Genomic DNA, 26,045 nt, shown 5'->3' on the forward strand with positions numbered 1-26,045 from the left:
GGGCCCCGCCCCCAGCCCCCCGCGCATCAAACGCCGGCGAGGCTGGATTTGGCCGGCCGGGACTGGTCGCCTGGCGGGCTGGAGTGCGCGCAGCGCACTTCCAGCCCCGCCGGCGTTTGAGGCGCGGGCGCGGTAGCGCCGTACGGGGTCCGGGCGAAGCCCGGGGAACGGGCGAAGGGCGGGTAGGGGACCCCGGCCCGCGCAGCGGCACACCACCCGCAGACGACCCACCGGCCCCCGCCACCCGAACCGGCCCCGCCCCGGGCCGACGGCCGGAGGCTGTCGCAGCGGGCCCGAAGCCCGGGAAGCGCCCCGGCGCTGAGCGGTGCGAGGACCGCGTCAAAAAGGGGAAGGCCCCGGGTCCCTGAGGGACCCGGGGCCTTCCCCGTGCAAGCCGAGCGGCAGCGTTACGGCAGCTGCGACGCCGCCCGCGCCTCCCGCCGGTTGTGGCGGAACGTGTTCGCGCGACGGGTCGTCGCGAACAGCGGGATGGTCGCCGCCAGGGCGATCTGGAGCGCGCAGCCGGTCTGGAGGAGCAGCTGGCCGCCCGGGGCGTCGAACGCCCAGGCCGCCAGGAGGCCCATGGCCCCGACGATCCAGCTCAGCATGGCCGCCGCGAGGACACCCCGCGGCTTGGGGTACTCGACCCGGCTGACCATCAGCCACGCCACCCCGATGATCGCCAGCAGCGTCGGGACGAACGGCAGCTCCAGCAGCACGATCGAGACGACCGTCAGCGCGCCGAAGGGGCTCGGCATGCCCTGGAACATGCCGTCCTTCATCGTCACGCAGCTGAATCTGGCGAGTCGCAGCACGACCGCCAGCAGGACCACGATCGCCGCGAGCGCCGACATCTTCTGGTGCGCGTCGTCGGCGACCATGCCGTAGACGAGCACGAAGTACGCCGGCGCCAGCCCGAAGCTGATCAGGTCGGACAGGTTGTCCAGCTCCGCGCCCATCGGCGAGCTGCGCAGCTTGCGGGCCACGATGCCGTCGAAGAGGTCGAAGACCGCCGCGAGGAGCATCAGTATCACCGCGGTCGCCGCGCTGTGCCGGGCCATGCCCGACTCGCCGCTGCCGGTGAGGTGCGGGATGAGGATCCCGGTGGTGGTGAAGTACACCGCCATGAATCCGCAGGTGGCGTTACCGAGGGTGAGGGTGTCCGCTATCGACAGCCGCAGCGAGAGCGGCATGTCGTCCTCGGCGGACTCCTCCTCGGCGGACTCGGGAACCCAGCCGGTGGCAGGAGTCTCGCGGTCAGTCACGGTCAATTCGGGTCACCCCCGCGGTGGTGGCCTGACCGACCTCGACCGCGACCTCGACGCCCTCCGGGAGGTAGATGTCGACGCGGGAGCCGAAGCGGATCAGACCGATGCGTTCGCCCTGCTCCACCTTGGTTCCGGCCGGCAGGTACGGGACGATGCGACGCGCGACGGCGCCGGCGATCTGCGCCATCTCGATGTCGCCGAGCTCGGTGTCGAAGTGCCAGACGACGCGCTCGTTGTTCTCGCTCTCCTTGTTGAACGCCGGGACGAACCCGCCGGGGATGTGCTCCACGGACGTCACCGTGCCCGCCAGGGGCGCGCGGTTGACGTGGACGTTCAGCGGGCTCATGAAGATCGCGACGCGGGTGCGCCCGTCCTTCCACGGCATGATGCTCTGCACCACACCGTCGGCGGGCGAGATGACACGGCCCTGGGCGATCTCGCGCTCGGGGTCGCGGAAGAACCACAGCATGCCCGCCGCGAGAGCGGTGGCGGGCACGGCCGCCGCGGCCCAGCGTCCGGACTTGCGGGCCCGGGTGAGGCTGAGCGCCGCGGTGGCGACGGTCGGCAGAAGCCACGGCGATGCTCCGCGCGCGAGGCGTACGCCGGAGAGGCTGTCGCGGTGTGCAGAGGTTTGGCTGTGGGGCATGGATGACCTTCGTAGCGGGTGATTGCCGCGCCGCAAACGGGGGGACGGGACGGCGGCTTTACTGGAATGCTATCGGTTGCGCGCAACAACTGGGCAAGCCAGAAGCCGAGTCGATGGCCGTCGGCCAGTGACTGCAGGTGACTCTTCTGCGGTGGATCATCGTACGATCCACCGCAAAAGGGACATTCAGCCCTGGAGTCGGTACTCCTCGAGCAGGCGTCGCCCGATGATCATTTTCTGGATCTCGGCGGTTCCTTCACCGATCAGAAGCATCGGCGCTTCCCGGTAGAGGCGCTCGATCTCGTACTCCTTCGAGAACCCGTAGCCGCCGTGGATACGGAAGGCATCCTCGACGACCTCCTTGCAGTATTCGGAGGCGAGGTACTTCGCCATCCCGGCTTCGAGGTCGTTTCGTTCCCCGGAGTCCTTTTTGCGTGCCGCATTCACCATCATGGCATGGGCGGCCTCGACCTTGGTAGCCATCTCGGCCAGCTTGAACTGGATGGCCTGGTGCTCGGCGATCGCCTTGCCGAAAGTGTGACGTTGCTGGGCATAGGAGACACCCAGTTCGAAAGCACGCTGCGCGACGCCACAGCCACGCGCCGCCACGTTGACGCGGCCGACCTCCACGCCGTCCATCATTTGGTAAAACCCTCGGCCGGTCTGGCCTCCGAGGACCCGATTGGCCGGAATGCGCAGTCCGTCCATGATGAGCTCGGTCGTGTCGACGCCCTTGTAGCCCATCTTGTCGATCTTGCCCGGGATGGTCAGGCCCGGACGGACCTCCCCGAAGCCCGGCTCCTTCTCGACGAGGAAGGTGGTCATCGACTTGTGCGGCGCGGTGCCCTCGGGGTGTCCTTCGTCACTTCGGACCAGGACGGCGACCAGGGTGGAGCTGCCACCGTTCGTCAGCCACATCTTCTGGCCGTTCAGGACGTACTCGTCGCCGTCCTTCACCGCCTTGGACGTGATGGCCGACACGTCCGAGCCCAGCCCCGGCTCCGACATCGAGAAGGCGCCGCGCACCTCGCCCAGCGCCATGCGCGGCAGGAAGTGGTCCTTCTGCTCCTGCGTGCCGTGCTGCTTGAGCATGTACGCCACGATGAAGTGGGTGTTGATGATGCCCGAGACGGACATCCAGCCGCGGGCTATCTCCTCGACGCACAGCGCGTAGGTGAGCAGCGACTCACCGAGGCCGCCGTACTCCTCGGGGATCATCAGACCGAAGAGGCCGAGCTCCTTGAGCCCGTCGACGATCTGCTGCGGGTACTCGTCGCGGTGCTCCAGCTCGGTCGCGACCGGGATGATCTCCTTGTCGACGAACTCCCGGACGGTCTTGAGGATCTCCCGCTGGACGTCCGTGAGCCCGGCGGTCTGGGCGAGTCGTGCCATGGCTACTTCCCCTGTTCCTTCAGCTGAGGCCGGCCGGGCTGCTCGCCGCCGCGCGCCGTGATGTACGTCTCGGTCGGGACCATCACCTTGCGCCGGAAGACGCAGACGAGGGTGCCGTCCTGCTTGTAGCCCTTGGTCTCCACGTAGACGATGCCGCGGTCGTCCTTGGACTTGGACGGGGTCTTGTCCAGGACCGTGGTCTCGCCGTAGATCGTGTCGCCGTGGAAGGTCGGCGCCACGTGCCGCAGGGACTCGATCTCCAGGTTGGCGATGGCCTTCCCGGAGACGTCCGGCACGGACATGCCGAGCAGCAGCGAGTAGACGTAGTTGCCGACCACCACGTTCCTGCCGAAGTCGGTCGTGTTCTCGGCGTAGTTCACGTCCATGTGGAGCGGGTGGTGGTTCATGGTGAGCAGACAGAAGAGGTGGTCGTCGTACTCGGTGACGGTCTTCCCGGGCCAGTGCTTGTAGACCGCGCCGACCTCGAACTCCTCGTAGGTGCGTCCGAACTGCATGTCGCTCAGGCCTCCGGGATCTCGAACTTGGTGGTGCGCTCCATGCCGGCGGCGCGGCCCTTGCCGGCGATGACCAGGGCCATCTTGCGGCTGGCCTCGTCGATCATCTCGTCGCCGAGCATCGCGGAGCCCTTCTTGCCGCCCGCCTCCGAGGTGCACCAGTCGTAGGCGTCGAGGATCAGCTCGGCGTGGTCGTAGTCCTCCTGGGAGGGGGAGAAGACCTCGTTGGCGGCGTCGACCTGGCCCGGGTGCAGCACCCACTTGCCGTCGAAGCCGAGGGCGGCGGCGCGGCCGGCGACCTCGCGGTAGGCGTCCACGTCGCGGATCTGGAGGAAGGGGCCGTCGATCGCCTGGAGGTTGTGCGTACGGGCCGCCATCAGGATCCGCATCAGGATGTAGTGGTAGGCGTCCGCCGGGTAGCCGGGCGGCTGCATGCCCACGACCAGGGACTTCATGTTGATCGAGGCCATGAAGTCGGCCGGGCCGAAGATGATGGTCTCCAGGCGCGGGGACGCGGCGGCGATCTCGTCGACGTTGACCAGGCCCTTGGCGTTCTCGATCTGCGCCTCGATGCCGATCTTGCCGACCTCGAAGCCCATGGTCTTCTCGATCTGGGTCAGGAGGAGGTCGAGGGCCACGACCTGCTGGGCGTCCTGGACCTTCGGCAGCATGATGCAGTCGAGGTTCTGGCCGGCGCCCTCGACGACGGTGATGACGTCGCGGTACGTCCAGTGGGTGGTCCAGTCGTTGACGCGCACCACGCGGGTCTTGCCGGTCCAGTCGCCGTTGTTCAGCGCGTCCACGATCGTGTGGCGGGCGCCCTCCTTGGCGAGCGGGGCGCAGGCGTCCTCCAGGTCCAGGAAGACCTGGTCGGCCGGCAGGCCCTGGGCCTTCTCCAGGAACCGCGGGTTGGAACCCGGGACCGCGAGGCAGGAGCGGCGCGGACGCAGCCGGTTCACGGGGGAGAGGGGCGTGGTCATGCGGGGACCTCCGTGCTTTCAGCGATGTTGAGAGGGTGGAGCTTGTTGGCCTTGCGGATCTCGTCGACGATACGGCCGATGATCTCCGTGATGCCGAAGTCCTTGGGGGTGAACACGGCGGCCACCCCGGCGGCCTTCAGCGTGACGGCGTCGGCGTTCGGAATGATGCCCCCGACGATGACGGGGATGTCGCCCGCCCCCGCCGTGCGCAGTCGTTCCAGGACGTCCGGGACCAGTGCGCTGTGCGAACCGGACAGGATGGACAGTCCCACGCAGTGCACGTCCTCGGCCAGGGCCGCCGAGGAGATCTCCTCGGGAGTCAGCCGGATGCCCTGGTAGACCACCTCGAAGCCGGCGTCGCGGGCGCGGACGGCGATCTGCTCGGCACCGTTGGAGTGCCCGTCCAGGCCGGGCTTGCCGACCAGCAGGCGCAGCCGGCCGGAGCCCAGCTCGTCGGCCGTCCGGGAGACCTTCTCGCGGACCAGGGCCAGCGGGGTGCCCTCCTCGGCGGTGACGGCGACCGGGGCCGAGGAGACCCCGGTCGGGGCGCGGAACTCGCCGAAGACCTCGCGCAGGGCGTTCGCCCACTCGCCGGTGGTGACACCGGCGCGGGCGCACTCCAGGGTGGCCTCCATCAGGTTCTCGGTCCCGGCGGCGGCCTCCTTCAGCCGGTCGAGGGCCTGCCCGACGGTCGGGAAGACGAACGGGTCGCCGCCCCCCTGCCGGTCCGAGGACTCCTGCCGCTCGGCCCGCCAGCGGGTGATCCGCTCGACGGTGAAGGCCTCCACCGCGGGGTCGACGGTCATGATGGCCCCGTCGAGGTCGGAGGTGAGCGGGTTCTCCTCGGTCTGCTGGAAGCAGTTCACCCCGACGATCTTGTCGTCGCCGGCCTCGATCCGGGCGCGCCGCTCGGCGTGCGAGGAGACCAGCTGGGACTTCAGGTACCCGGACTCGACGGCGGCCATGGCGCCGCCCATCTCCTGGATCCGGTCGATCTCGGCCAGGCAGTCGGCGACCAGGGAGTCGACCTTGGCCTCGATGACGTGGGAGCCGGCGAAGATGTCCTCGTACTCCAGCAGGTCGCTCTCGTGGGCCAGGACCTGCTGGATGCGCAGCGACCACTGCTGGTCCCAGGGCCGGGGCAGGCCCAGCGCCTCGTTCCAGGCGGGCAGCTGCACCGCGCGGGCGCGGGCGTCCTTGGAGAGGGTGACCGCGAGCATCTCCAGCACGATGCGCTGGACGTTGTTCTCGGGCTGGGCCTCGGTCAGGCCGAGCGAGTTCACCTGGACGCCGTAGCGGAACCGGCGCTGCTTGGCGTCCTCGATGCCGTAGCGCTCCCGGGTGACCTTGTCCCAGATCCGGCTGAAGGCGCGCATCTTGCACATCTCCTCGATGAAGCGGACGCCCGCGTTCACGAAGAAGGAGATGCGGGCGACCACCTCGCCGAAGCGCTTCTCGGGCACCTGGCCCGAGTCGCGCACCGAGTCCAGGACGGCGATCGCGGTGGACATCGCGTACGAGATCTCCTGGACCGGGGTGGCCCCGGCCTCCTGCAGGTGGTAGCTGCAGATGTTGATCGGGTTCCACTTCGGGATGTGGTTGACCGTGTACGCGATCATGTCCGTCGTCAGGCGGAGCGAGGGCCCGGGCGGGAAGACGTGCGTCCCGCGCGAGAGGTACTCCTTGACGATGTCGTTCTGGGTGGTGCCCTGGAGCTTGGCGATGTCCGCGCCCTGCTCCTCGGCGGCCACCTGGTAGAGCGCCAGCAGCCACATGGCGGTGGCGTTGATCGTCATCGAGGTGTTCATCTGCTCCAGGGGTATGTCCTGGAACAGCCGCCGCATGTCGCCGAGGTGGGAGACCGGGACCCCGACCCGGCCGACCTCGCCGCGGGCGAGGATGTGGTCGGGGTCGTAGCCGGTCTGCGTCGGGAGGTCGAACGCGACCGACAGGCCGGTCTGGCCCTTGGCGAGGTTGCGGCGGTACAGCTCGTTGGACGCCTCGGCCGTGGAGTGGCCGGCGTACGTCCGCATGAGCCACGGACGGTCCTTCTGGCGCTCTGTCATCTCAGGCGATCCTTATGGCCTTTGAGCGGACTCAGACGTTGCGGAAGCGGTTGATCGCGTCGAGGTGCTCGGCGCGCATCTCGTGGTCGCGGACGCCGAGGCCCTCCTCGGGGGCGAGGGCGAGGACGCCGACCTTGCCCTGGTGGAGGTTGCGGTGGACGTCGTAGGCCGCCTGGCCGGTCTCCTCCAGGGAGTAGACCTTCGACAGGGTGGGGTGGATCTTGCCCTTCGCGATCAGGCGGTTGGCCTCCCACGCCTCGCGGTAGTTCGCGAAGTGCGAGCCGATGATCTTCTTCAGGGACATCCACAGGTAGCGGTTGTCGTACTCGTGCATGTAGCCCGAGGTCGAGGCGCAGGTGGTGATGGTGCCGCCCTTGCGGGTGACGTAGACGGAGGCGCCGAAGGTCTCGCGGCCCGGGTGCTCGAAGACGATGTCGATGTCCTCGCCGCCGGTCAGCTCGCGGATCTTCGAGCCGAAGCGCTTCCACTCGCGCGGGTCCTGGGTGCGCTCGTCCTTCCAGAACTTGTAGCCCTCGGCGTTGCGGTCGATGACGGCCGTGGCGCCCATGGCCCGGCAGATGTCGGCCTTCTCGGGGCTGGAGACCACGCAGATCGGGTTGGCGCCGCCGGCCAGGGCGAACTGGGTGGCGTAGGAGCCGAGGCCGCCGCTGGCGCCCCAGATCAGGACGTTGTCGCCCTGCTTCATGCCGGCGCCGTTGCGGGAGACCAGCTGGCGGTAGGCGGTCGAGTTGACCAGGCCGGGGGAGGCGGCCTCCTCCCAGCTGAGGTGGTCCGGCTTCGGCATCAGCTGGTTGGACTTGACGAGGGCGATCTCCGCCAGGCCGCCGAAGTTCGTCTCGAAGCCCCAGATCCGCTGCTCGGGGTCGAGCATCGTGTCGTTGTGGCCGTCCGAGGACTCCAGCTCGACGGAGAGGCAGTGCGCGACGACCTCGTCGCCCGGCTTCCAGGAGTTGACGCCGGGGCCGGTGCGCAGCACGACGCCCGCGAGGTCGGAGCCGATGACGTGGTACGGGAGGTCGTGGCGCTTGGTGAGCTCGGACAGGCGCCCGTAGCGCTCCAGGAAGCTGAAGGTGGAAACCGGCTCGAAGATCGAGGTCCACACCGAGTTGTAGTTGACCGAGGAGGCCATGACGGCCACCAGGGCCTCGCCCGGGCCGAGTTCCGGAACCGGGACCTGGTCCAGGTGCAGGGACTTGCGCGGGTCCTTCTCGCGGGTGGTGAGCCCCGCGAACATCTCCACCTCGTCCTTGTGCACGGTGATCGCGCGGTACGAGTCGGGGAGCGGCAGTGCGGCGAAGTCTTCGGCGGTGGCGGACTGCGACTGAATCGCGTCCAGGATGTCCTTCACGGGAGAGCCTCCTGCTAGCGCTGATGAGGGTGCGCTGAGGGATGCGCGGGTGCGCGGTTGCGTGTGGTGGGTGCTGCGAGGTGCCGTCGGTCCGGCTGGGCTGTGGTGCTGTCGCGCCTGTGGTGAGGGCGAGCGGGGCCTGGTGACGCAGGCATCCGGGGCGCGTTCCGTACCGAGTGGGCGTGGGCCGCGGGGACATCCGGACGGGACTCAACGTATGGCACCCCGTGTCACTCGGCAAGGCACTGCGTGCCAAGAATTTCTCTCAATTGCCGATTGACCTGCGCAGATGAGCGATGATCGATCAGAGTTACCCGCGAGTAGGGGCAACTCGGACAAAGGAAAACGGCCGCCCCCGGAACGGGAGCGGCCGCTGTGACGGACGTCGCCTGCTGGTGCCGGCGAGAGACCGGCTACTTGTTCTTGAGCGCCTCTTCGATGGTCCGCATGACCTCTTCGAGCGGAGCGTCCGTACGCGCCACCGCGACCAGGACCTCACCCTCCGCGCGCACCGCCGCCGGCGGGGTCCCGGCGCCCGCCCCCGCCGTGCGGCCGGCGCCGATCCCCGACCCGAAGGTCTTGCGGACGATCGCGAAGGCGTGGTCCAGCTGCGCCTCCACGTCCCCCTGGCCCCCCGCCCGCAGCCAGCGCCGCAGCACGTGGTTGTGGGCGGTCACCACCGCGGAGGCGGCCACCTCGGCGAGCAGCGGATCGTCGTTGCCGTCGTGGTGGTCGGTCTCGTCGAAATGGGCGAGCAGGTAGCGGGTGAACAGCCGCTCGTAGCGGGCCACCGAGGCGATCTCCCGCTCGCGCAGCGCCGGCACCTCGCGGGTCAGCCGGTAGCGCTCCACCGACACCGCCGGCGAGGCGGCGTACATCTTCATGACTTCCTTGATCCCCCGGCACACCGTGTCGAGCGGGTGCTCGTGCGCCGGGGCCACGTCCAGCACGGCCTCGGCGCGGATCAGGGTGTCGTCGTGGTCCGGGAAGATCGCCTCTTCCTTGGAACGGAAGTGGCGGAAGAACGTCCGGCGCGCCACACCGGCGGTCGCGGCGATCTCGTCGACCGTCGTGGCCTCGTACCCCTTGGTCGCGAAGAGCTCCATGGCCGCCGCGGCGAGCTCGCGCCGCATCTTGAGCCGCTGGGCGGCCGCCCGGGTGCCGGCCGCGCTCTCCTGGGGGTCGGCGGCCGACGCGGCGCGGGGTGAGGTCTTGGCGGGCTGGGACATAGACCGAAAGTACTTCATTCGCGCAGGCGCGCGCGCCGGAGGGGGGTGCACGGGAGGCGGATGCGGGGGAGGGCCCGCACTGGGCTCGGGAAGGTACGTCCGCCGTGAGGGTCCGGCGGACCCGAGCAGCCCTCCCCACGCATCCTGATCGGGGCCCGGCCGGGGGTCAGGGGGTGTCCCCCTACCGGCGGGCGTACTCACGGAATCCGCGGCCGGTCTTCCGGCCCAGGCAGCCCGCCGCCACCAGGTGCTCCAGCAGCGGGGACGGCGCGAGGGCCGGGTCGCGGAACTCCTGGTAGAGGACCTTCTCGATGGCGAGCGACACGTCCAGGCCGACCACGTCGAGGAGCTCGAAGGGCCCCATCGGGTAGCCGCCGCCCAGCTTCATCGCGGCGTCGATGTCGTCGATCCCCGCGTAGTGCTGCTCGACCATCTTGATCGCGTTGTTCAGGTACGGGAACAGCAGCGCGTTCACGATGAAGCCGGCCCGGTCCCCGCAGTCCACCGGGTGCTTGCGCACCTTCGCGCAGACCTCGCGGACCGTGGCGTGCACGTCGTCGGCGGTCAGCACCGTCCGGACCACCTCGACCAGCTTCATGGCCGGAGCGGGGTTGAAGAAGTGCATGCCGATCACGTCCTGCGGGCGCGAGGTGGCCCGCGCGACCGCGATCACCGGCAGCGAGGAGGTGGTGGTGGCCAGCACCGCGCCCGGCTTGCACACCTTGTCCAGGCCCGCGAACAGCTGCTGCTTGACCTCCAGGTCCTCGGCGACCGCCTCGACCGCCAGGTCCACGTCAGCGAAGGCCTCCAGCGACCCGGCCGGGGTGATCCGGTCCAGGGTCTGCGCTGCGGCCTCCTCGGTCAGTCGGCCCTTGGACACCGCACGGCCCAGGGACTTCCCGATCGCGGCCTTCGCGGCCTCGGCCTTCTCCTCGCTGCGGGCGGCGAGGACCACGTCGTAGCCGGCCTGCGCGAAGACCTGCGCGATCCCGCTCGCCATGGTCCCCGAGCCGGCCACGCCGACCGAGGAGACCGCACGGCCCGCGCCCAGCAGGGACCCGTCCAGCGGGGTCTGCAGGTCGCGGACGACCACCGGGCTGCCCGGGGCCTCGTACGTGTAGAAGCCGCGCCCGGCCTTCTGCCCGGTCAGGCCCGCCTCGACGAGCTGGCCCAGGATCGGGGCCGGGGCGTGCAGCCGGTCGCCCGAGGAGGCGTACATGGCCTCCAGGACGGTGCGCGCGGTGTCGACGCCGACCAGGTCGAGCAGGGCCAGGGGGCCCATCGGCAGTCCGCAGCCGAGCTTCATCGCCGCGTCGATGTCCTCGCGGGAGGCGTACTTGGCTTCGTACATCGCGGCGGCCTGGTTGAGGTAGCCGAAGAGCAGGCCGTCGGCGACGAAGCCGGGCCGGTCGCCGACCGCGACGGGCTGCTTGCCCAGCTCCACCGCCAGCCCGGTCACCGCCTCGACGGCCGTCGGCGCGGTCAGCACGCTGGAGACGATCTCGACGAGCTTCATCGCCGGGGCCGGGTTGAAGAAGTGCATGCCCAGCACCCGCTCGGGGTGCCGCGACTCGGCGGCGAGCCGGGTCACCGACAGCGCGTTGGTCCCGGTGGCGAGCACCGTGTCGGGCCGGACGATCGCGTCCAGCTCGCCGATGATCCGGTGCTTGAGGTCGTAGTCCTCCGGGACCACCTCGATGACGAGGTCGGCCTCGGCGGCGGCGCCGAGGTCCGTGAAGGTGCGGAAGCGGGCCAGGACCGCCTCGCGCTCCTGCTCGGTGAGCTTGTACTTGGCCACCGAGCGGGCCGTGGCGGCCGCGAGGGCCCCGGCGGCGCGGCGGGTGGCGGCCTCGCTGACGTCGATGCCGATGACCTCGCGGCCGGCCCGGGCGAGGACCTCGGCGATGCCGGTGCCCATCGTGCCGAGGCCGACGACGGCGACGGTGCGGAGGGAGGACTGACTGGACGTGGACGGAAGGTCCATCGCGGGACTCCAGTGGAAGAGGGTGACGACTGAGGGAGCGCGCGGTGCACGACGCGCGCGGATGCCGTACGGAAGAGCCGTGCGGAACACGCCCGGCGGTGCGCCCGGAGAGGGATGGGGGCGCGGCGGGCGGGACGGCGGAACCCTGTCCCGGGGTCCGGCCGTACGGGTGGAACGGTAGAGCGAACGAACCGACTGGTACGGGGCGGCTGCGTCACCAGGCCGCGTCCGTACGTGTTGGAGCGAGATTAACCGGCCGGTAACTGGTCCGCCAGAGCGCGGAGATGTGACCTGTACCGCCCAAATGTACCGATCATCGATCATCGATCAACGGGCTCCGCGGAACCGTCTCTGCCGGGGGCCGCGGACCCCTAGGGTGGCGGCGTGAACGACGTGCTGGAACGCCTGCGTGCGGAGGCCGACGGGTCGGCCGCGTACCCGGAACTGCTCACGGCCGCGCCGGACGACCTGGCGGCCTCCCTGACCTCGGCCGGGCTGCCCCTGTGGGCCCGCGAACTGGCCGCGTACCGGCTCGGGATGGCCGGGGACCGGCGGGCCTTCGAGCCGCTGGTGCTGCTGCTCAACCACCGCGACCCGGCCCGCTGCGCCGCCGCCGCGCAGGCGCTCGGCGTCCTCGGTGATCCGCGCACCGCCCGCGCGGCGGCGGCCCTGGCGACGAACTCCCTGCGCACGGCCTACGCCCTGCACCCGGTCCGGCTGCTGACCGCGCTGCGCGCGCCGGAGTCGGCCCCGGCCCTGATCAAGACCCTGTCGCGGCTGCTGGCCCCGCACGACCCGTACTGGCGGGTGGCCCTGGCCTGCGTCGAGGGCCTGGGCGCCCTGGCCGACACCCGGGCCCGCGACGTCCTGGTCCGGGCCCAGGCCCACCCCCGCCTGGCGATGGCCGCCACCGAGGCCCTGGCCGGGCTGGTGGCGGGGCACCCCGACGCGTAGGCCCTGCCGGGCGGGGGGCCGGTGCCGCTGCGCGGGGCCCGCCCCTCCCCACCCTTCCACCGTTCCCAGGGGCGCTGCCCCCGACCCCGTGCGGGCGCTGCGCGCCCGTCGCCTCATTCGCCGGCGGGGCTGAAATCAGCCCCGCCGGCGAATGAGGCGCGGGGCCCTCAGGCGGTCGGCGGGACCACCGCGAAGGCCTCGACCTCCAGCAGGAGCTCGGGGCGGAAGAGGGCCGCGACCTGGACGGCCGAGGAGGCCGGCAGCCGGTCCGCGGCGATCACCTCGTCCCGGGCCGCCCGCACCGCGGGCAGGTGGGCCACGTCCGTGACGAAGTACGTCAGCTTCACCACGTCCTCGAAGCCCGCCCCGGCCGCCGCCAGGCACCGCCGCAGGTTCTCGAACACCTGCCGGGCCTGCGCGGCCGGATCTCCCTCCCCGACCACCGCGCCCTTCTCGTCGAAGGCGCACTGCCCCGAGACGGCCACGAACCGCCCGGTGCCCCAGACGACGTGGCTGTAGCCGGTGCCGGGGCTGACGCCCTCGGGCGCGGCGATGCGGGTGAGGTGGTCGGCGTCATGCGCAGCAGGAGTCATGCGGACGATCTTGCCCGCCCGGCCTCAGCCGCGGAAGCCCAGCAGCCCGTGCAGGGCCGCCCCGCCCGCCGAGGGCGGGACCGCGCGGGTGGCCGCGGCCGGCTGCGGAGCGGGCTGCGCCGGGCAGGTCGCGTCCGCCGCCTGACCCGTCCTCAGGTACGCCGACAGCTTCTCGTCGAGGCACTTGTTGCCGCTCAGGGCGATGCCGTGGTTGCCGCCGCCCTCCTCCACCACCAGAGCCGATCCCGCCAGCCTGTCCCGCATGCTCACCGCGCCCTCGTACGGGGTGGCCGCGTCCTCCGTCGCCTGGAACAGCAGCGCCTTCGGCAGCGCCGTGTTCGTCACGTCCGGAGCCTCCAGCGGCTGCGTCGGCCAGAACGCGCACGGCGCGTTGTACCAGGCGTTGTTCCAGGTCATGAAGGGCGCCTTCGCGTGCGTGCGCCACATGTCGGCCCGCCAGCGGTTCCAGTCCCGCGGCCACGCCGAGTCCCGGCACTGCACCGCCGTGTACACGCTGTAGCTGTTGGTCGCCGACGGCTCCACCGCGCCCAGCCGCTCGTACGCCGCCACCAGCGGCTTCGGGTCCTGCTTCACCGCGTACGCCGCGAAGGCCTCGGCCAGGGACGGCCAGTAGCCGTTGTAGTAGCCGCCCGGCATGTACGTGTCCTCCAGCTCGGCCGGGCCCACCTTCCCGCCCGCCGGGGCGGAGCGCAGCGCGTCGCGCATCGCGTACCAGCGCTCCTCCACCCGGGCCGGGTCGGTGCCCAGGTGGTACGTGGAGTCGTAGCGGGCCACCCAGGCCAGGAACGCCTTGTGGCGGGCGTCGAAGGCCTGGTCCTGGGCGAGGTTGTCCTCGTACCAGACGCCGCCCGGGTCGACCACGGAGTCCAGCACCAGCCGGTGCACCCGGTCCGGGTGGAGCTTGGCGTACACCGCGCCCAGGTAGGTGCCGTAGGAGTAGCCGAAATAGCTGAGCTTCTGCGCGCCCAGTGCGGTGCGCAGCACCTCCAGGTCGCGGGCCGCGGAGACGGTGCCGATGTACGGGAGCACGTCCGCGTGCTTCTCCTGGCAGGACACCGCGAAGGACCGCACCCGCTCCAGGTTGGCCCGCTCGGTCGCCCGGTCGCGCGGCACCGAGTCGGGACGCACCGGGGTGAAGTGCCCGGACCCGCAGTCCAGGGCGGGCTCGCTCTTGCCCACGCCCCGGGGGTCGAAGCCGATCACGTCGTACTGGGCGGCCACGTCCTTGGGCAGGGCCGAGGCGATGAACCCCGCCAGCGCGCGCCCGCTGCCGCCCGGGCCGCCGGGGTTGACCAGCAGCGGCCCCTGAGAGGTGGCGGCCGTGTGCGGGACGCGGGTCAGGGCCAGGGCGATCTGCCGCCCGGCGGGCTGCTCGTGGTCGAGCGGGACCTTGAGGGAGGCGCACTGCAGCGTCGGGTAGCGGGGGGTCGCGCAGCCGGTCCAGCGCAGCCCGGCGGCGGCCGGGGCGGGCGCCTCGGCGGGCGCGGCCGGCGCGGCGGCGAGGGGGGTCGCGAGGGCGGCGGCGACGGTGGAGATCGCCAGCAGGACGGCGGCCCGCTTCTTCGCGGGGCGCAGCTTCGAGGGGTGGAGCATGGGGCCTCCCAGCCGAGGGTTCTGGGCGGAATCGTCCCGGAAACCGTGGCGGGAAGACGGGATTGGGCGGCGCATTGGCCCGATGTGATGACCCGTCGGGAGGCGTCCGGGTCACGGGCGCCGCCCGTGGCGGGGTCACAGCAGGGTCAGCTGAGTGGGTCCGGCCGGGGCCGGGACGGCCGTCCGCTCCGGTGCGCCGGCCGCCCGCAGCTGCCCGCGCCGGGCGGGCCCGATGCCGAATTCGGCCGCGAGTTCGTGGACTTGGCGGGTGATTCGGCGCTGGTACCAGGTGGGCGCGTACGACCCGCCCGCGTACATCCGCTCGTACCGTGCGACCAGGTGCGGGTGGTGCCGGCCGAGCCAGGCCGTGAACCACTCGCGCGCCCCCGGCCGCAGATGGAGTACCAGGGGTGTCACGGAGGCCGCCCCGGACGCGGCGACCGCCCGGACGGTCGCCCGCAGCTGCTCGGGGGAGTCGCCGAGGAAGGGGACCACCGGCGCCATCAGCACCCCGCACTCCAGGCCCGCGTCCGTCAGGGCCCGCACGGCGGCCAGCCGGGCGGCGGGTGAGGGGGCACCGGGCTCGACGGTCCGCCACAGGGCGGTGTCGGTGAACCCGACCGACACGCAGACGCCGACCTCCGCGGCCTCGGCGGCCTGCCGCAGCAGGGGCAGGTCGCGCAGGATCAGCGTGCCCTTGGTGAGGATCGAGAAGGGGTTGGCGCGCTCCCGGAGCGCCCCGATGATCCCGGGCATCAGCCGGTAGCGGCCCTCGGCGCGCTGGTAGCAGTCGACGTTGGTGCCCATCGCGATGTGCGCGCCGCTCCAGCGCGGCGCGGCCAGCTCGTGGCGCAGCAGCTCGGGGGCGTTGACCTTGACGACGATCTGGGAGTCGAAGCCGGTCCCGGTGTCGAGGTCGAGGTAGCCGTGGGTCTTGCGGGCGAAGCAGTAGACGCAGGCGTGGCTGCAGCCCCGGTAGGGGTTGACGGTCCATTCGAACGGCATCCGCGAGGCCCCGGGCACGCGGTTGACGATCGAACGGGCCCGCACCTCGTGGAAGGTCATCCCGCGGAACTCGGGGGTGTCGAAGGTGCGGGTGACGACGGAGCCGGCCGCGAACAGGGCGGCCGGACCGCTGCCCGGCGCCCCGGTCAGATGGTCCCAGCGCATGGATGCCTCCTCGGTGACGGGGACCCGAGAATAGAACAAACGTTCCCATGATCGTGCGGGCGGCGGTCGCGGGCGGTCTCCCGGCGGGCCTCGGGTGGTGCCCCGGCGGTCTCCCGGCGGGCCGCGGACCGTGCTGCGGGCGGGGATGCGGCCCCGGGCCGGGGCGGTCCGGCGGCGGACGGCGGATTTGGGCGCCCGCCCCGGAGGTGATTGGCTTGCGCCGCAACGTTCACGACTGCTGGAGGAACAGGTATGGCGCAGGTCGAGGCCACCACGGAGCGCATCATCGAGGCCGACGCGGACACCGTGTTCGACGCGCTGGCCGACTACACCGGCACCCGGAAGAAGCTGCTCCCCGAGCACTTCAGCGAGTACGAGGTGCGCGAGGGCGGGGACGGCGAGGGCACCCTGGTCCACTGGAAGCTCCAGGCCACCAGCAAGCGCGTGCGCGACTGCCTGCTGGAGGTCACCGAGCCCACCGACGGCCAGCTCGTGGAGAAGGACCGCAACTCCTCCATGGTCACCACCTGGACCGTCACCCCCGCCGGCGAGGGCCGCTCCCGGGCCGTGGTCAGCACCGTGTGGAACGGCGCGGGCGGCATCGGCGGCTTCTTCGAGCGGACCTTCGCCCCCAAGGGCCTCGGCCGCATCTACGACACCGTGCTCGACAAGCTGGCCGAGGAAGTCAAGGCCGGCGCCTGACGGGACCGGCCCCCGGCGGGACAACGCCCGGGGACGGCTCACCGGTTCGGGTGGAATTCCCGGCCGGGGTGGGCCGCCCCGCGACCCGCCGCGCAGCCCGCCCCGGTCCCGGGCGTGGTCCGGGGCCCCGAGCCCGCCGGGCGGCTAGGGTGGGGCTCCGCGACCCGACCCACCGGGGGCCCGATGAAGATCCTCGTCTCCGCCGACATGGAAGGCGCCACGGGCGTCACCTGGCCGGCCGACGTGCTGCCCGGCACCCCGCAATGGGAGCGCTGCCGGGGCATGTTCACCTCCGACGTGAACGCCGCCGTCCTCGGCTTCTACGACGGCGGCGCCGACCAGGTCCTCGTCAACGAGGCCCACTGGACCATGCGCAACCTCCTCCTGGAGAAGCTCGACGCCCGCGCCGAGATGATCACCGGCCGCCACAAGTCCCTCTCCATGGTCGAGGGCGTCCAGCACGGCGACGTCGACGGCATCGCCTTCGTCGGCTACCACACCGGCGCCGGCAGCGAGGGGGTCCTCGCCCACACCTACCTCGCCAACTCCATCACCGGCGTCTGGCTCAACGGCCTGCGCGCCAGCGAGGGCGTCCTCAACGCCCACGTGGTCGCCGAGTACGGGGTCCCCGTCATCCTCGTCACCGGCGACGACCTGACCTGCGCCGACGCCGCCGGATACGCCCCCGACGCCCGCACCGTCGCCGTCAAGGACCACGTCTCGCGCTACGCCGCCGTCTGCCGCACCCCGGCCCGCACCGCCGCCGACATCCGCGCCGCCGCCACCGAGGCGGCCAAGCTCGCCGTCCGCCACGAGCCGGTGCGCGGCGGCCCCTACGCGGTGGAGGTCGAGTTCGACGCCGAGCACCTCTCGATGGCCGCGACCGTCGTCCCGGGCGTCGAACGTTCCGGGGAACGCAGGGTCGCGTACACCAGCGGGACGATGTACGAGGGGATCCGGACCTTCAAGGCGGTCACGACGGTCGTCTCGGCGGCCGTGGAGGAGCAGTATGGCTGACATGCACCGGGTGGAAGGCGCTCCCCGAGGGACCGCCCACGAAGCAGCCGCGGGCCCCGACGGGACCCGTGTCGATGGGACCCGTGCCGATGGGACCCGGGTCGATGGGACCCGCGTCGACGGAGCCGGCGTCGGAGCCTGCATCGACGGGACGGCCCTCGACGAGGTCGTCGAGTTCACCTCCGGCCTGATCAGGATCGACACCACCAACCGCGGCGGCGGCGACTGCCGCGAGCGGCCCGCCGCCGAGTACGCCGCCGAGCGCCTCGCCGGAGCCGGGCTCGACCCCGTGCTGCTGGAGCGCACCCCTGGCCGCACCAACGTGGTCGCCCGGATCGAGGGCACCGACCCCTCCGCCCCCGCCCTCCTCGTCCACGGACACCTGGACGTGGTCCCCGCCGAGGCCGCCGACTGGAGCGTCGACCCCTTCTCCGGAGAGGTCCGCGACGGCGTGGTCTGGGGCCGCGGGGCCGTCGACATGAAGAACATGGACGCGATGGTGCTCGCCGTCGTGCGCGCCTGGGCACGCCACGGCGTCCGGCCCCGCCGGGACGTCGTCATCGCCTACACCGCCGACGAGGAGGCGAGTGCCGTCGACGGCTCGGGCTACCTCGCCGACGAGCACCCGCACCTGTTCGAAGGCTGTACGGAGGGCCTGAGCGAATCCGGGGCCTTCACCGTGCACCCCCGGCCCGGCCAGGCCCTCTACCCCATCGCCGCCGGCGAACGCGGCACCGCCTGGCTCAAGCTGACCGCCCACGGCACCGCCGGACACGGCTCCAAGCCCAACCGGGCCAACGCCGTCAGTCGGCTTGCCGCCGCCGTGGCCCGCATCGGCGAACACGACTGGCCGGTCCGCCTCACCGACACCGTCACCGCCTGCATCACCGAACTCGCCGCCCTCCAGGGCCTCACCGTCGACCCGCGCGCCCCCGGCACCGACCTGGACGGCCTCCTCGGCAAACTCGGCCCGGCCGCGGCCCTCGTCGAGGCGACCGTCCGCAACAGCTCCAACCCGACCATGCTCAGCGCCGGCTACAAGCTCAACGTCATCCCCGGCCACGCCACCGCCTACGTCGACGGACGCACCGTCCCCGGCGGCGAGGCCGAGTTCACCGACACCCTCAACCGGCTCACCGGCCCCGACGTGCACTGGGAGTTCGAGCACCGGGAGGTGGCCCTCCAGGCCCCGGTGGACGGGCGCACGTACGGGATCCTGCGCGAGTCCGTCGAGCACTTCGACCCCGACGGGCACGTCATCCCCTTCTGCATGGCCGGCGGCACCGACGCCAAGCAGTTCTCCCGGCTCGGCATCACCGGCTACGGCTACTCCCCGCTCAAGCTGCCCCCGGGCTTCGACTACTGGTCCCTCTTCCACGGAGTGGACGAGCGGGTCCCGGTCGACGCCCTGCACTTCGGGGTCCGCGTCCTCGACCGCGCGCTGCGGGCCCTGTGATGGGGCCGTGGGGTGGGAGGCCTGTGGTGGGGCCGTGGGGTGGGAGGCCTGTGGTGGGGCCATGGGGTGGGAGCCCCGTGGTGGGGCCGTGCGGTGGGAGCCCTGTGATGAGCCCGTGGGGTGGGAGCCCCGTGAGGGGAGTCCGGTGATGGCCGCCGCCGTCGGGGGGCCCTACGGCAGCTGGCCCTCCCCGATCGCCGCCGCGCACGCCGCCGCGCACGACGGCCGGCCCGAGTACGTGGGCACCGTCGGCGCCGAGGTGTGGTGGACCGAACCCCGCCCCGAGGAGGGCGGCCGCCGCACCCTGGTGCGCCGGCCCGCCGACGGCGGCCCCGCCCGGTCGGTACTGCCCGCCCCCTGGAACGTCCGCAGCCGCCTCACCGAATACGGCGGCCTGCCCTGGGCGGGCGCCGAACAGCCCGGCCGGGGGCCCGTCGTGGTCTTCGTCCACCACGCCGACCAGCGGCTGTACGCGTACGAGCCCGACGCCCCCGGCAACCCCCGGCCGCGCCCCCTCACCCCCGTCTCGGCCGTCGGCGGCGGCCTGCGCTGGGCCGACCCGGTGCTGCGCGGCGGCGAGGTCTGGTGCGTGCTGGAGGAGTTCACCGGCCCCGGACCGGGAGACCTGCGCAGGGTCACCGCCGCCGTACCGCTGGACGGCTCCGCCGCCGACGACCGGGCCGCCGTACGGGAGCTCACCGACGACCGGCACCGCTTCCGCACCGGGCCGAAGCCCTCCCCCGACGGCCGCCGCGCCGCCTGGCTGGTGTGGGACCACCCCCGGATGCCCTGGGACGGCACGGAACTCCAGCTGGCGGACGTGCATTCCGATGGGACCTTCGCCCCGCCCCGCACCGTGCTCGGCGGGCCCGACGAGGCCGTCGCCCAGGTGGCGTGGGCCGCCGACGGGACCCTGCTCGCGGTCAGCGACCGCACCGGCTGGTGGAACCCGTACCGGGTGGACCCGGAAGGCGGCGAGCCGGTCAACCTGTGCTCCCGCGAGGAGGAGTTCGGCGGCGCCCTGTGGAAGCCGGGGCTGACCTGGCTGGCCCCGTTGCCGGACGGGCCGGTGGCCGTACTGCACGGGCTGGGCTCCTCGGTGCTCGGCGTCCTCGACCCCGACACCGGCGACCTGGTCGACGCCGCCGGGCCCTGGACGGCCTGGCAGCCGTCCCTCGCCGTCAGCGGCACCCGCGTGTACGGGGTCGCCGCCAGCCCGCGCAGCGCCTACGAGGTCGTCGAGCTGGACGCCGTGAGCGGGCGCACCCGGGTCGTCGGAGCCCGGGCCGCCGACCCCGTGGACCCCGCCCACTACCCGGAGCCGCAGAGCCGTACCTTCCCCGGCCCCGGCGGCCGCGAGATCCACGCCCACGTCTACCCGCCGCACCACCCCGCCCTGCGGGCACCCGCCGACGAACTGCCCCCGTACGTGGTGTGGGCGCACGGCGGCCCCACCGAGCACGTACCGCCCGTACTGGACCTCCACATCGCCTACTTCACCTCGCGCGGCATCGGCGTCGTCGAGGTCAACTACGGCGGCTCCACCGGCTACGGCCGCGCCTACCGCGAGCGGCTGCGCGAGCAGTGGGGCGTGGTCGACGTCGAGGACTGCGCCGCCGTGGCCCGCGCGCTGGCCGACGAGGGTACCGCCGACCCCGCCCGGCTCGCCATCCGCGGCGGCAGCGCGGGCGGCTGGACGGCCGCGGCCTCCCTGGCCGCCACCGACCTGTACGCCTGCGCCGCGGTCATCTACCCGGTGCTCGACCTGCGGGGCTTCGCCGCCGAGACCCACGACCTGGAGTCGCACTACACGGACGGGCTGGCCGGACCGCCCGCCACCCTCGCGGTGCGGTGCCGCGAACGCTCCCCGGTGGCCCGCGCCGACCGGATCGAAGCCCCCTTCGTCCTGCTCCAGGGCCTCGACGACCCGGTCTGCCCGCCCGCACAGGCCGAACGCCTGCTGGCCGCCCTGCGGGGGCGCGAGCCGGCGGTCCCGCACGCGTACCTCACCTTCGAGGGCGAGGGGCACGGCTTCCGGCGCGCGGACACGATGGTGCGCGCCCTGGAGGCGGAACTGTCGCTCTACCTCCAGGTCTTCGGGATCGTGCGCCGTGACGTGCCGCGGCTGGAGCTGCGTACGGAGTAGGGGGGTGCGGGGGTCCTCAGGCGGTGTGCAGCCAGATGCGCAGCGGGCCCAAAGGGGTGAACCCGGCGCGTACGGCGGTGTCGAGGTCCTCGCCGTGCTCGTAGCCGACGACCGGCAGTCCCGGCCAGTGGCGGGCGGCCGCGTCGAGGGCGGCGGCCCAGGTGGCGTCGGCGTCCGCGTCGTCGTGGGCGAAGACGTTGGAGACGCCGACGACTCCGCCGCCGGTGCTGACGACGGCCCCGGCGGTGATCCGGGCCCCGGAGCGGCCCGCGAGGAAGACGATGCCCTCGCGCAGCAGGCCCTCGTGGAACAGGCCGGTGGACTCCTCGCCGTCCCAGGCGGTCTCCCAGGCCGCCAGCTCGCCGGGGGACTCCAGTTCGGCCCACTGCAGCCGGGTGCCCGTGGGTGCGGCCGTTCCCGCCGCGCGGTGGATCCACTGGGCCTCGAACAGCACCTCGAAGCCGGCCGGGGCCAGGTCGAGCGCGGCGAAGCTGTCCTTCACCGAGCAGCCGGGCGCGGAGGTGTCGACCCCCGCGAGCACCTCGGCGGCCGAGGCGTCCGGGGCGAGGGTGACCGCGTCGGGGTACAGCGGCGGGGTGCGGCGCGGGCTGGACCAGAGCGCGTCGCGGAAGCGGCCGCTGCGGGAGACGGCCGCACACCATTCGGCGTTGTTGCGGGCGGCGGCGGCGCGGAGCTGCTGGGGGGTGTGGGGGGTTTGGGGGGTTTGGAGGACGTGGGAGGTGCCCGGAGTGATGGTCACAGCGGGATGCTGTCACAGTGCCTAACCTGGGGCGATGTCTTATTCCGCTGAGTACGTGAGGACGGGTGCGAGGGTCGGCCTGCGTCTCTTCCGGGCCGCCGACGGGCCGGAGTTCATCGAGCGCGTGCGCGAGAGCCGCGAACTGCACCGGCCGTGGCTGTCGCCGCCCTCGACCCTGGAGGAGTACGAGCCGTACGCCGCCCAGCGTGCCGGGAGCGGGTTCCTCGTCTGCGAGCTGGCCGGCGGGGACATCGCCGGGTTCGTCAACGTCAACAACATCGTCCGCGGCGCCTTCCAGTGCGGGGCGCTGGGCTACGGGGCCTTCGCGCACGCCGCCGGGCGGGGGCTGTTCGGGGAGGGCTTCGACCTGCTGCTGGCGTACGCCTTCGCCGTCGACGGTCTGGGGCTGCACCGCCTGGAGGCCAACATCCAGCCGGGCAACACGGCGTCCATCGCCCTGGTCCGCGGGCGGGGCTTCCGCCTGGAGGGGCTCTCGCCGGAGTTCCTCCACGTCGACGGAGCGTGGCGCGACCACGAACGCTGGGCGGTGACGGCTGCGGGGTGAGGGGGCGGGGGCGGCTGCCTGGTGCGGGTGGGTGTCCGGGTGGGCGGTAGCCCCTTGGGCGGTCTCAGGGAGGGGTGGGGGTTTCCCGTCAGTCCCATCGTCCTTCCGGTTCGTGTCGGCCTGTCAAGGGCGCTCCTTCGTCGCGTCGCTGCGCGATCGCCTTCGGCGACCCTTGACAGACCGACCCGCCCCGGAAAGCCGAAAGACTGCCGGGAAACCCCCAAAGAAACGGCACGGTCCAGAGGAGGAGGGGCGGGTCCCTCTGCGATGAGGCGAGGGGCCAGTGGCCGGCCCGCCGGGCAGCCGGCCCCTGCATGTCCTGGCCCGGACCACCCGAGCGCGACAGATCGCTACGCGCTCCTGCCGTTTCGGCGTCCGGCGGCCGTCTGGGGCTGTTACCTGCACGAAATGACGATCAGAGCAGGCCGGGGAGCCGACGGGCGCGTCAGATCGCTACGCGCTTCTCTGGTCTCTGCGTCCGACGACCGTCCGGGGTCCAGCCCCGCCTGGGGGTACCTCCCAGCGGTAGCTGGGGGAGTTCGAGGCGCGGGGGTGCGGGGGGCGGAGCCCCCGCAAGGGGTCCGGGCGGAGCCCGGGGAACGGGCGAAGGGTGGGGCGGGGAGCGGCCCGCGCAGCGGAAAACCCGGCACCGACAGCGGAACATGGCACAGGATGGGCGGTATGCGAAGCCTCGTACTCCTCGACGCCCCCTCCAACCTCGGCCTGCGCCCGCCCGCCCCCGGAGCCGTGCCCGGGGTCTACAAGCTCGCCGGCGCCCTGCGCGAGCAAGGGCTGCTCCAGCGGCTCGGCGCGCGCGAGGGCGGGGTGGTCGTCCCGCCGCGTTACGACCGGGGCGAGTGGAAGGAGGGTGACGGCGTCTTCCACGCCGACGCCATCGCCGCCTACACCGTGACCCTCGCCGACCGGATCGAAGCACACCTGCGGGCGGGGGAGTTCCCCGTCGTGCTGGGCGGGGACTGCTCCATCCAGCTCGGCGCCGCCCTCGCGATGCGCCGCCTCGGCCGCTACGGGCTGGCCGCCGTCGACGGATCCGCCGACTTCCGGCACCCCGGCAACGAGGCCGTCAACGGGCCCGTCGGGGCGGCCGGGGGCGAGGAGCTTGCGCTGTCCACCGGGCGGGGGCAGGCGTCCCTGGCCGATCTGGAGGGGCTCGGGCCCTATCTGCGGGAAGAGGACGTGCGGCTCTTCGGGCTGCGCGACGGCGACGAGGACCTGCCCGAGCTGCGCGCGGCCGGCATCGCGGCCCACACCGTCGGGGAGATCCGCGAGCACGGGGCCGGCGCGGTGGCGCGGGCGGCGCTGGAGGGGCTGCACCCGCCGGAGACGGCGGGGTTCTGGATCCACCTCGACGCCGACGTGCTCGACCCCTCGGTCATGCCGGCGGTGGACAGCCCCGACCCGGGCGGGCTGCTGCCGGAGGAACTGGGCGAGCTGTTGGGCGAGCTGGCCCGGTCGCCCCGGTGCGTGGGGCTCAACGTGACCATCTACGACCCGGATCTGGATCCGGACGCGCGTGCGGGCGCTCTCCTCGCCGACCTGGTCGCGGGGGCCTTTGCGTAATCCTGACCGGTGGTGATGTGCGGAACCACTGTGCACGCGGCCCACCCGCGTGTTCCATTCCCCCATGGCCACCACCGTGCGACGTGCCCTGCTGACCCTCCCCGCCGCCCTCTTGGGCCCCGACAACCCGCTGCCCGCGCTGCGCGCCCCCGACGGGGTGCACGAGCTGGACGAGCGTTCGCGGCAGGGGCTGCCCCGCGACATGGCGCGGCAGGTCGGCTACGAGCCGCTGCGCTCCCTGCTGCCCGTCCGGATCCGCGACGGATACGGACGGCGCCGCACGGAGCGGGAGTTCGAGGCGGTCGTCATCGAGAACGGGCGGCTGCGGGTCACCGTGCTGCCGGGGCTCGGCGGGCGGATCCACTCGATGGTCCACGTGCCGAGCGGGCGCGAACTGCTGTACCGCAACCCGGTGTTCCAGCCGGCGGACTTCGCACTCAACGGGGCCTGGTTCTCCGGCGGCATCGAGTGGAACATCGGGGCCACCGGGCACACGGCTTTGTCCTGCGCTCCGTTGCACGCGGCGCTCGTGCCGGCGCCCGACGGGGGCGTGATGGTGCGGTTGTGGGAGTGGGAGCGGTTGCGCGACCTGCCGTTCCAGGTGGACCTGTGGTTGCCGGCGGACTCGGACTTCCTGTACGTCGGCGTGCGCGTGCGCAATCCGCACGAGCGGCCCGCCCCCGTGTACTGGTGGTCCAACACCGCCGTTCCCGAGGGTGCCGGGACGCGGGTCCTGGCGCCCGCGGAGGAGGCCTGGCACTTCGGATACGAGAAGGCGCTGAGGCGGGTTCCCGTGCCGGAGTGGGAGGGGGCGGACCGGACGTACCCGCTCGGCAGTACGTATCCCGCGGACTTCTTCTACGAGGTCGAGGGCGGGGCCGCCGAGCGGCCCTGGATCGCGGCGCTGGACGGTGACGGGCACGGGCTGGTGCAGGCCTCCACCGCGCGGTTGCGCGGGCGCAAGCTGTTTACATGGGGTTCGGGGCCGGGCGGCCGGCGGTGGCAGGAGTGGCTGACGGAGCCCGGTACGGGCGGCTACGCCGAGATCCAGGCCGGGCTGGCCCGGACCCAGCTGGAGCACGTACGGCTGGACGCCGGGGCCGAGTTCGGCTGGCTGGAGGCGTACGGGCCGCTGTCGGCGGAACCCTCGGCGGTGCACGGGTCCGACTGGGCCGCGGCGCGCGGGGCCGCCTCGGCGGCGCTGGACGCCGTCCTGCCGGCCGGGACGCTGGAAGCGGCGTACAAGGCGTGGCGGGGGCACGCCGACACCGAACCGGGGGAGCGGCTGGCGGACGGCTCGGGCTGGGGCGCGCTGGAGGTGCTGTGCGGGGGCCTGGAGCTGCCCGGCACCCCCTTCCCGGAATCCACCCTGGGGCAGGAACAGGGGCCCTGGCTGGAGCTGTGGCGCACCGGGGCCCTCCCCGTCCCGGCCGCGGACGCCCCGCCCGGCCCCGGCCTGGTCGCCCCGCACTGGCGGGACATGCTGGAGACCGCCCCGGCGGACCCGCTCACCGAGTACCACCTGGGGGTCGCCCAGTGGCACGCGGGCGACACCGCGCAGGCGGTGCGCAGCTGGGAGCGCGGGCTGGCGCAGGCGCCCTCGCGCTGGCCGCTGCTGCGCTGCCTGGCGGCGGCCGACGCCCTGGCCGGGAACGCGGAGCGGGCCGCCGACCGGTACGCGGCCGCCTTCGAGGGCCTGGCGGGGGAGGGCCGGGGCGGTGCGGACTGGGCTGCGGCCGAGGCGGCCCTGGGGCGGGAGGCGATGACGGCCCTGCTCGCCGTCCGACGGTTGGCGGCGGCGCGGGCCGTCTGGGACCGGCTGCGGCCTTCGCTGCGCGAGCAGGGCCGGTTCCGGCTGCTGGCCGCCCGGCTGCTGGCCGCCGAGGGTCACGTGGGCGCGGCCCGGCGGGTCTTCGAGGACGGCTTCGAGATCGCCGACCTGCGGGAGGGGGAGGAGACCCTGTCCGAGGCGTGGGCCGCCCTGACGGACCGCCCGCTGCCCCCGGAGTACGACTTCAGGATGCGTCCGGCCCCGTAG

The 26,045-nt window shown here is 72.8% G+C and carries 21 protein-coding genes; 8 read left to right on the forward strand and 13 right to left on the reverse strand.

Going from position 1 to position 26,045, the window contains the following annotated elements; translation table 11 throughout:
* Window positions 1-407: 407 nt before the first annotated feature.
* The 9 genes from pssA to ACIPW5_RS32855 form a co-directional block, all read right to left on the reverse strand.
* On the reverse strand, window positions 408-1,193 hold the full coding sequence (pssA, locus tag ACIPW5_RS32815; RefSeq protein WP_401253050.1) for a CDP-diacylglycerol--serine O-phosphatidyltransferase: 786 nt from the start codon (window positions 1,191-1,193) through the stop codon (window positions 408-410).
* Between the two features lie 64 nt (window positions 1,194-1,257).
* Complete coding sequence (locus ACIPW5_RS32820) at window positions 1,258-1,914, reverse strand: phosphatidylserine decarboxylase (RefSeq protein WP_401252883.1); 657 nt, start codon at window positions 1,912-1,914, stop codon at window positions 1,258-1,260.
* A 186-nt stretch (window positions 1,915-2,100) separates the two neighbouring features.
* Entirely contained in the window at window positions 2,101-3,306 is a 1,206-nt protein-coding gene (locus ACIPW5_RS32825; protein ID WP_030868030.1) for an acyl-CoA dehydrogenase family protein, read from the reverse strand.
* A 2-nt stretch (window positions 3,307-3,308) separates the two neighbouring features.
* A complete protein-coding gene (locus ACIPW5_RS32830; RefSeq protein ID WP_401252887.1) occupies window positions 3,309-3,821 on the reverse strand; it encodes a MaoC family dehydratase in 513 nt (170 codons plus the stop codon).
* Between the two features lie 5 nt (window positions 3,822-3,826).
* Window positions 3,827-4,801, reverse strand: a complete 975-nt coding sequence (locus tag ACIPW5_RS32835; protein WP_362472364.1) for a CoA ester lyase — start codon at window positions 4,799-4,801, stop codon at window positions 3,827-3,829.
* Window positions 4,798-6,867, reverse strand: coding sequence for a protein meaA (locus ACIPW5_RS32840; RefSeq protein WP_401252891.1), 2,070 nt, complete (start codon window positions 6,865-6,867; stop codon window positions 4,798-4,800). The genes ACIPW5_RS32835 and ACIPW5_RS32840 overlap by 4 nt, the downstream gene beginning before the upstream one ends.
* A gap of 31 nt (window positions 6,868-6,898) precedes the next feature.
* Window positions 6,899-8,236: a crotonyl-CoA carboxylase/reductase gene (gene ccrA / locus ACIPW5_RS32845; RefSeq protein WP_401252893.1), complete on the reverse strand. Its 1,338-nt coding sequence runs from the start codon at window positions 8,234-8,236 to the stop codon at window positions 6,899-6,901.
* 413 nt (window positions 8,237-8,649) lie between these two features.
* Complete coding sequence (locus ACIPW5_RS32850) at window positions 8,650-9,465, reverse strand: TetR family transcriptional regulator (protein WP_401252896.1); 816 nt, start codon at window positions 9,463-9,465, stop codon at window positions 8,650-8,652.
* A gap of 181 nt (window positions 9,466-9,646) precedes the next feature.
* Entirely contained in the window at window positions 9,647-11,449 is a 1,803-nt protein-coding gene (locus ACIPW5_RS32855) for a 3-hydroxyacyl-CoA dehydrogenase family protein (protein WP_401252899.1), read from the reverse strand.
* A gap of 384 nt (window positions 11,450-11,833) precedes the next feature.
* On the opposite strand from ACIPW5_RS32855, the gene ACIPW5_RS32860 reads away from it, so the two are divergent.
* Entirely contained in the window at window positions 11,834-12,403 is a 570-nt protein-coding gene (locus tag ACIPW5_RS32860; protein ID WP_401252902.1) for a HEAT repeat domain-containing protein, read from the forward strand.
* 167 nt (window positions 12,404-12,570) lie between these two features.
* Here the strand turns inward: ACIPW5_RS32860 and ACIPW5_RS32865 are convergent, their stop codons facing one another.
* From ACIPW5_RS32865 to ACIPW5_RS32875, 3 genes are all read right to left on the reverse strand, one after another.
* Entirely contained in the window at window positions 12,571-12,996 is a 426-nt protein-coding gene (locus tag ACIPW5_RS32865; RefSeq protein ID WP_401252905.1) for a RidA family protein, read from the reverse strand.
* Between the two features lie 24 nt (window positions 12,997-13,020).
* Window positions 13,021-14,610 (reverse strand): alpha/beta hydrolase, encoded by a 1,590-nt coding sequence (locus tag ACIPW5_RS32870; RefSeq protein ID WP_401252907.1) that lies wholly within the window; start codon window positions 14,608-14,610, stop codon window positions 13,021-13,023.
* Window positions 14,611-14,745: 135 nt separating this feature from the next.
* Window positions 14,746-15,780, reverse strand: coding sequence for an Rv2578c family radical SAM protein (locus tag ACIPW5_RS32875; RefSeq protein WP_401252910.1), 1,035 nt, complete (start codon window positions 15,778-15,780; stop codon window positions 14,746-14,748).
* A gap of 252 nt (window positions 15,781-16,032) precedes the next feature.
* Between ACIPW5_RS32875 and ACIPW5_RS32880 the strand changes: the two genes are divergently transcribed.
* From ACIPW5_RS32880 to ACIPW5_RS32895, 4 genes are all read left to right on the forward strand, one after another.
* Window positions 16,033-16,482 (forward strand): SRPBCC family protein, encoded by a 450-nt coding sequence (locus ACIPW5_RS32880; RefSeq protein WP_401252913.1) that lies wholly within the window; start codon window positions 16,033-16,035, stop codon window positions 16,480-16,482.
* Between the two features lie 183 nt (window positions 16,483-16,665).
* On the forward strand, window positions 16,666-17,499 hold the full coding sequence (locus ACIPW5_RS32885) for a M55 family metallopeptidase (RefSeq protein ID WP_401252916.1): 834 nt from the start codon (window positions 16,666-16,668) through the stop codon (window positions 17,497-17,499).
* A 1-nt stretch (window position 17,500) separates the two neighbouring features.
* Entirely contained in the window at window positions 17,501-18,955 is a 1,455-nt protein-coding gene (locus ACIPW5_RS32890; RefSeq protein WP_401253052.1) for a M20/M25/M40 family metallo-hydrolase, read from the forward strand.
* 148 nt (window positions 18,956-19,103) lie between these two features.
* Window positions 19,104-21,101, forward strand: coding sequence for a prolyl oligopeptidase family serine peptidase (locus tag ACIPW5_RS32895; protein WP_401252919.1), 1,998 nt, complete (start codon window positions 19,104-19,106; stop codon window positions 21,099-21,101).
* A gap of 16 nt (window positions 21,102-21,117) precedes the next feature.
* Here the strand turns inward: ACIPW5_RS32895 and ACIPW5_RS32900 are convergent, their stop codons facing one another.
* Entirely contained in the window at window positions 21,118-21,861 is a 744-nt protein-coding gene (locus ACIPW5_RS32900) for a hypothetical protein (RefSeq protein WP_401252923.1), read from the reverse strand.
* A 34-nt stretch (window positions 21,862-21,895) separates the two neighbouring features.
* Between ACIPW5_RS32900 and ACIPW5_RS32905 the strand changes: the two genes are divergently transcribed.
* From ACIPW5_RS32905 to ACIPW5_RS32915, 3 genes are all read left to right on the forward strand, one after another.
* Window positions 21,896-22,426, forward strand: a complete 531-nt coding sequence (locus tag ACIPW5_RS32905) for a GNAT family N-acetyltransferase (protein ID WP_401252926.1) — start codon at window positions 21,896-21,898, stop codon at window positions 22,424-22,426.
* A gap of 681 nt (window positions 22,427-23,107) precedes the next feature.
* Window positions 23,108-24,007 (forward strand): arginase family protein, encoded by a 900-nt coding sequence (locus tag ACIPW5_RS32910; RefSeq protein WP_401252929.1) that lies wholly within the window; start codon window positions 23,108-23,110, stop codon window positions 24,005-24,007.
* A 64-nt stretch (window positions 24,008-24,071) separates the two neighbouring features.
* Complete coding sequence (locus tag ACIPW5_RS32915) at window positions 24,072-26,045, forward strand: DUF5107 domain-containing protein (protein WP_401252931.1); 1,974 nt, start codon at window positions 24,072-24,074, stop codon at window positions 26,043-26,045.

The sequence above is a fragment of the Streptomyces sp. NPDC090077 genome, from assembly GCF_044747545.1.
In the GTDB taxonomy this organism is placed as follows: domain Bacteria; phylum Actinomycetota; class Actinomycetes; order Streptomycetales; family Streptomycetaceae; genus Streptomyces.